Origin of the sequence: Alienimonas sp. DA493 (assembly GCF_043951915.1) — a bacterium.
Lineage (GTDB): Bacteria > Planctomycetota > Planctomycetia > Planctomycetales > Planctomycetaceae > Alienimonas.
In genome coordinates this window covers 1-6,141 of record NZ_JBINJD010000233.1, presented here as the reverse complement: position 1 = coordinate 6,141, position 6,141 = coordinate 1, and the positions used below count along the sequence as shown (strand labels likewise).

Annotated in this window: 6 protein-coding genes and 1 pseudogene; 2 read left to right on the top strand and 5 right to left on the bottom strand. The window is 72.7% G+C overall.

Translation table 11 applies throughout. The annotated features are described in order from the left end of the window. Nucleotides 1-395 (bottom strand): annotated as a pseudogene (locus tag ACG2DA_RS21380) (poly(3-hydroxyalkanoate) granule-associated protein PhaF); the annotation flags it as partial. Between the two features lie 313 nt (nt 396-708). Between ACG2DA_RS21380 and ACG2DA_RS21375 the strand changes: the two are divergent. After that, nucleotides 709-2,529 carry a cation:proton antiporter gene (locus tag ACG2DA_RS21375; protein ID WP_395258529.1) on the top strand — a complete coding sequence of 607 codons (1,821 nt, stop codon included), beginning with the start codon at nt 709-711 and terminating at the stop codon, nt 2,527-2,529. A 27-nt stretch (nt 2,530-2,556) separates the two neighbouring features. Here ACG2DA_RS21375 and ACG2DA_RS21370 read toward each other — a convergent pair whose 3' ends face one another. From ACG2DA_RS21370 to ACG2DA_RS21360, 3 genes are read right to left on the bottom strand one after another with little or no spacing between them, the layout of a single operon-like run. Beyond that, nucleotides 2,557-3,108: a GNAT family N-acetyltransferase gene (locus ACG2DA_RS21370; protein WP_395258527.1), complete on the bottom strand. Its 552-nt coding sequence runs from the start codon at nt 3,106-3,108 to the stop codon at nt 2,557-2,559. Between the two features lie 19 nt (nt 3,109-3,127). Then, nucleotides 3,128-3,349 (bottom strand): SlyX family protein, encoded by a 222-nt coding sequence (locus ACG2DA_RS21365; protein WP_395258526.1) that lies wholly within the window; start codon nt 3,347-3,349, stop codon nt 3,128-3,130. Continuing rightward, nucleotides 3,346-3,996 (bottom strand): hypothetical protein, encoded by a 651-nt coding sequence (locus tag ACG2DA_RS21360; RefSeq protein WP_395258524.1) that lies wholly within the window; start codon nt 3,994-3,996, stop codon nt 3,346-3,348. Before ACG2DA_RS21360 ends, ACG2DA_RS21365 begins: the two co-directional genes overlap by 4 nt. Before the next feature lie 184 nt (nt 3,997-4,180). Here ACG2DA_RS21360 and ACG2DA_RS21355 point away from each other — a divergent pair, with 184 nt between their 5' ends. Beyond that, the gene (locus ACG2DA_RS21355; RefSeq protein WP_395258523.1) at nt 4,181-4,423 is read left to right on the top strand and encodes a FliM/FliN family flagellar motor switch protein; all 243 of its coding nucleotides are present in this window, start codon (nt 4,181-4,183) and stop codon (nt 4,421-4,423) included. 247 nt (nt 4,424-4,670) lie between these two features. Here the strand turns inward: ACG2DA_RS21355 and ACG2DA_RS21350 are convergent, their stop codons facing one another. Beyond that, nucleotides 4,671-5,846 carry a prenyltransferase/squalene oxidase repeat-containing protein gene (locus tag ACG2DA_RS21350; RefSeq protein WP_395258521.1) on the bottom strand — a complete coding sequence of 392 codons (1,176 nt, stop codon included), beginning with the start codon at nt 5,844-5,846 and terminating at the stop codon, nt 4,671-4,673. Nucleotides 5,847-6,141: the final 295 nt, after the last annotated feature.

Sequence of the window (6,141 nt, the reverse complement as noted above, 5' to 3'; positions counted from 1 at the left end):
GCCGGTCCTGCGGGAGCCGGTCCTGCGGGAGCCGGTCCTGCGGGAGCCGGTCCTGCGGGAGCCGGTCCTGCGGGAGCCGGTCCTGCGGGAGCCGGCTCGACGGGGGCGTCTTCCGCGGGGCTCTCCGCGACGGCGGGCGCCGCGGGGGCGACCTCCGGCTTGGCGGCCGTCAGCGGGGCGCGGGGGGGCGGTGCGACGGTGGGTTCGACGGGCGGAACCGCGGCCGGGCGGGCCGCCGGGCGGGGGGCGATCAGCGGGGCCCGTTGCGGTTCGCTCTGGCTCGATTCGTCCGGGGTCCGGGCCGCCGCTCCCGCGTCCCCCGGCGCCCCGAACGACAGGGCGAACCCGGCCAGCGCCAGGGTGGGGATGCGGATCAGCCCGGTTCCGAACGCCATGGCCGCCTGCTCTGGATGAAGGGGAAAAACGGGGGGGCGGGCGATCGTAGGTCTCCCGGCCGCACCGCGACAACGGGAAGGCGAACGGCCCCGTCAGTCCCCTTTCCTTCCCCGTTCCCTCTCGCCCGGGCGGCCGACCGGGCGGCCGCCCGGGCCGCCGACCGGGGCTCCGGCCGCCGCGCCGACTGGGGGGACCGGGGGGGCGCCCGCGGGCCGATCGGGGGGCGCACGACGCGGGGGCGGCGGGTTCGCATTGTCACGATCGCAGCGATTTCGCACTATCCGCCGCCCGAAATCCCACGACCAGCGCCCAATGCCGACGCCCCGAACCGCCCCCGACCGCAGCGCCGGCGCCGCGGGGGTCCTCTCCCGGGCGTTGTTCGAGCGGCGGTCCCGGGGACCGTGGCCGCGGTCGGCGTGGCTGGTCGCCGCCGTGCTGCTGGCCGGCGGCTGGCTCTCCGCGCACGCCCCCGCCGACGCCGCCCCCGCCCCCCTCGCGGCGGCGGTTCTTCAGGAGGACGGGGTTCTTCAGGACGAACCCGCCGTCGATCCGCCCGCCGTCGAGGTCGACGCCGACGAGGCGGAACGCCGCGACGGGGAGCCCGCCGATGGGGAGCCCGCCGAGGGGGAGCCCGAGCACGGCGCCGCCGAGCACAGCGAGGCCGGCGAAAAACACGCGGAGCACTCCGCCCACGGCAGCATCGTGGCGCCGCTGCTGGCGGCGATCGTGGTGATCCTGTTCGGGGCGAAGATCAGCGGGGACCTGTTCGAGCGGCTGGGCGTCCCCAGCGTCGTGGGCGAGCTGGCGCTGGGCATCGTGCTGGGCAACCTCGTGTTGATCTCCGACCTGGTCTTCGGGGTGGAGTGGCACTGGCTGGACTTCCTCCAGCCGCCGGAAGCGGACGAGTTCCAGGGCGCCTTCGCCAGCAACGTCGGGGCGGAACTGGCCCTGCTGGCGGAGATCGGCGTGATCCTGCTGCTGTTCGAGGTCGGCCTGGAGTGCACCGTGCGGGAGATGCTGCGGGTCGGCTGGACGAGCCTGTTCGTGGCGCTCGCCGGCATCATCGCCCCGATCCTGCTGGGCTTCGTGATCTCGAAGGCGTTCTTCTTCCAGGAGCCCGGTGACTGGGAGCAGCCGGCGTTCATCGGGGCGACGCTGTGCGCCACCAGCGTGGGCATTACGGCCCGGGTGCTGCGGGACATGAACCGTCATCGGGATAAGGAGAGTCAGATCATCCTCGGCGCCGCCGTGATCGACGACGTGCTGGGCCTGATCGTGCTCGCCGTGGTCCAGGGCGCCATCGCCGCCAGCCTCGCCCGCAACCTGCCCGGGGCGGAGCTGCTGGAAGGCGGCGACGACCCGTTCTGGTACGACGTGGCCTCGATCGTCGGGCTGGCGGCGGCGTTCCTCGGGGGGGCGTTGCTGCTGGGCGCCGTCCAGTTCCCCCGGTTCCTGTTCAAGATGGCCTGCAAGCTCCGCGGCCGCGGGCTGCTGGTCGTCACCGCCCTGCTGATCTGCTTCGGGTTCAGCTACCTGGCGGACTCGATCGGCCTGGCGACGATCGTCGGGGCGTTCGCCGCCGGCCTGATCCTCGAACAGGCCCAGTACAAGGAACTGGGCGAGCGGGAGGACGTCCACGAGCTGGAGGACGCCATTCGCCCGCTGACGGCCCTGTTCGTGCCGATCTTCTTCGTGCTGATGGGGATGCGGGTGGACGTGGAGGAGTTCGCCGGCGGCCGGTTCTGGATCATGGCCCTGACGCTCACCGGGCTGGCGATCCTCGGCAAGATGGTCTGCTCCTTCGCCACCGTGGAGAAGGGCGTGAACAAGGTCGCCGTGGGCATCGGCATGGTGCCCCGCGGCGAGGTGGGCCTGATCTTCGCCGCCGTCGGCTCCACGCTGGAACGTTGGGACGACGACCTCGGCATGGCCGTCTCCGTGGTGGACGACACGACCTTCAGCGCGATCGTGTTCATGGTCATCGTGACCACCGTGATCACCCCGCCGCTGCTCAAATGGTCGCTCGCCCAGGGCGGCGCCGGTCCGGGCGAGGACCCGCCGGCCGACGGCGACGTGCCCGAGCCGCACCCGGACGTCGCCGACCCCCGCAGTCCGGAATCGCACTCGGCCTGAGATCGGCGGCCGGAACGCGTTCGGCGGTCAGCCGTCCCGCCGGTGCAGGGCCGTGTCGCCCTCGACGCCGGGCAGCCGGAACGTGCAGACGAAGGGCAGGCCGCACTTCTCCAGCACCCGGCCGCTGCCGACGTTGGCGACCTGCCGGATCGCGACCGCCGGGCCGCGGTTTGCGCTGACGGCCCGGGCCGCTTCCGTGGCGAAGCCGCGACCCCAGAAGACCCGGGCGAAGCGGTAACCCAACTCCGGCACGGCCGGGTCGAGGTTCAACTCGGCGGCGCGCTCGAACCAGGCCGCCTCCCCGACGGGGCGGAACAGGACCCACCCGGCGAACGGCCCGGGGGCGCCGCGGTCGTCCTTCGGATGGACCCGCCAGAAGCCGAGCGTCGGGTCGTCCTGATGGACGAGGAACCGGGGCAGCAGGTCGGCCTCGTACCGCTCCGGCGGGGGCGGTCGGAACGGGCCGACGAAGACGTGCTTCACGACCTCCGGGTCGGCGTCGAGGGCGATCAGCCGCGGGGCGTCGCCCGGCTCGAACGGCGCCAGATGCAGGCGTGCGGTCTCCAACGGGGCCGGCACGGCTCCTCCCCCGGGCGGCTCAGTAGTGCGGCGGCTTGTGGGCGCGGGGGTCGCTGTCCTCCGGCTCCTCCTCGAGGCGTTCGAGTTTGCCCTCGAACTTCTCGATCCGCCGGTCCATCGCCTGCAACTCCGCGGTGTGGGCCAGCAGGACGCTGTGCATCTGCCCCAGCTCGTGCTGGAGATGCGTGAGCAACGATTCGATCGCCGTGAGCCGGGCGGCGGCGTCTGGGGAGTCGCTCACGGCAGGAACCCGCGTTCGCGCAGTTCGCCAATGTTGCCGGGGGCGCTCTCCATGATGCATTCCGCGGCGTACCGCAGCAGGGCGACGCCGCCGAGGCCGTGAGGGGCGACGAGGATCGCGGTGCGGTCGTCCTCGTCGAGGATTTCGTCCTTGAGCTGTTCGACGACGCGTTCCGGGCTGCGGGCGATGACGCCGCGCTTGAGCCGGCGGTGGCCGACCTTGAGGTCGCCGAACTTCACGCCGCGGCTCATCAGGAACCGGACGACCTCCTCGCCGTCTTCCCCCTCGCCCATCGCCCCGTCCCAGGAGTGCCCGCCGCCCGGGCTGTTCGGGTAGCCGTCGTCGTAGCCGTGGCCGGGGTCGAAGGAGGGGCCGTCGCCCTGTTCATGGGGAAACGGGTCGTCGGAGAAGAAGCCGCGGAACTCCGGGCCGGCGTTGCCGGGGGTGATGATCTTCGGCCGGGCGACGGTGATTTCGCCCTCCACCACGCCGACGGGGGCGCCGCGTTCCTGCGGCTCCAGCGCCAGTTTGTAGGGCAGGGCCGTCTCCCCGAAGGTGAACAGGTGGAACGGCGTTTTGCGGACGACGTGGACGGCGCCCCACAGCTTCATGAAACCCCGCGGATCGTCGGGCAGGCTGAAGTCCATGCGGTGGCGGCGGGAGGGAGCGGGCGTGACGAAGGCGGCGCGGGGTTCGGCGCCGAGCCCCAGTGTAGGGGCCGGTCGCCCGTTCGTCTGCCCGCCCGCCGCGTCGGACGGGGACCGCGGGCCGAACCGACGCCGGTTCAACGCCGGTTCAACCCCGTGGCGCCGCGTGCCGATGAGAGGGGGGATGTCCGCGCCGCTCCCCGCCCGCCTGGCCCGCCTCCCGGTGCCGGTGACGGTGCGTCTGGCGGAGAAGCGCGTCCCGCTGTCGACGATCCGCAACCTCGTCCCCGGCGCCCTGCTGAGCTTCGACAAAGACTGCTCCGCCCCGCTGGACCTGTACGTCGCCAACCGCAAGCACGCCGTCGGCGAGGCGGTGAAGGTCGGCGAGCGCTTCGGCCTGAAGGTCACCGCCGTCCGCGGCCGGTAGGGCGGGACGGCGCCATCGCTTCTCCCCCTCTCCCTGGAGAGAGAGGGGCGAGCGGTTCACCCATCGTCACACGGAGTTTGTGAGCCCGAAGCGCAAGCGAGGCTGGGTGATCCCGCCACGCGTCCTCGGCTCGCGCCGCGGGCTGCCGATCCTGAGAGGCGGACCGTGAACGGCTCGCGGGCGTCGCTGCCCCCTCACCCCCGACCCCTCTCCCCCAAAAGGGGGGCGAGGGGAGCACGGGAGCCGGCTATCGCTGGTAGATCGGCAGGTAGTGGTACTTCACGGACAGGCTGAGCATCGCCAGCGCCGTGGCGTAAACGCGGCCGTGGCTGCGTTCGGAGCCGTTCTCCGCCAGCCAGGAGCCGTCGTCCTCCTGCCGATCCAACAGCAACTCCCGCACGACGTCCGCGGCGGCGGGGGCGTATTCCCCGCCCCGCTGGTACATGCCCTGGGCGTAGTAGTAGGTGCCGTAGGAGCACCACTTGTCCTTCCACTGCGGCGGACGGGCGGTCAGCCACTCGGCGGCGCCGGCGACCCGCGGGTCCTCGTACTGCCCGCAGACCTGCAGGGCGAGCACCCCGGCGGCGGTCATCGCGTAGGTCGGGTTGCCGCGCTCCGGTTCGTAGGTGAACCCGCTGACGCGATCGTCCGGCGTGCCGTCGCGGGCGACGGGGGAGTCGTAGGAGCGCCGCAGGTAGTCCACCGCCTCGGCGATTGCCTCGGGGGGCACGTCCAGCCCGTCGTTGGCGGCGCTCCGCAGGGCCATCACCTGCCAGACGGAGACGGACAGATCGCTGTCCCGGCTGTCCCGTTCGTAGCGCCACCCGCCCTGATTGCGGGGGTCTTTCGGCTGACTTTGAGCCTTCAAGATCACCGCGATCGCCTGTTCGAGCCGTTCGCGGATCAGGCGGTCCTGCTCGGCGGACGCCCCCATCCCGAGCATTTCCGAAAGCATTAGCGTGACGATGCCGTGCCCGTACATGCGGGAGCCGTCGGACCGGCCGAAGTAGCCGTCCTCCTGCACGCGGTCCTCGTCCAGCACGTAGTCGAGGGCTTTGCGCATCGCGGTCCCCTCCGGCGTGGGATCGCCGGGGGTCACGCCGACGCTGGCCAGCGCCATCACGGAGAGCGCCGTCATCGCGGTGGGCGTGCCCTTGTCCGCGATCGCCCCGTCCTCCCGCTGCTGGCTGAGCAGGTAGGCGACGGCTTTATCCATCGCGGCGTCGACCTGCGGATCGTTCTCGCCCAGCCGCGGCCCGCCCAGCCCGTCGAGCGCCGGGGGGGCGGCCGGCTCCGGCGGCGTCTCAGCGTCCTGGGCCGCGGCGGGGGCCGCGGTCAGAGCGAGGCACGCTGCGGCGAGCAGCCGGACGATTTCGTTCTTCCCCAGAACGCAGTGAAGAATACCAGCCCGATGCGCGAGCATCGGCCGTCGGCGCAGCCGCCCGGCGGTATGACGCACGGCCGGAGCTTGCGCTCCGGGCTGGTAGGCCTCGCGACGGTCAGCAGCAAAGCGCTCCGGGGCGAACGGGAACGGGGTGGGCTTCATCGGTCTCCCTGACGGGCGCGCTCGGCGAGCACGCGGAAGTAGGCGTTGACGCTGTCGCGGTACTCCTCGGAGACCGCGGCGGAGCGGCCGGCGGAGACGTCCTCGGCGTCTTTGCGGCGGAGGTTCGCCCAGTTCTCGTCGGCGACGGCCTCCGGCCGGAGGGCGTCGCCGC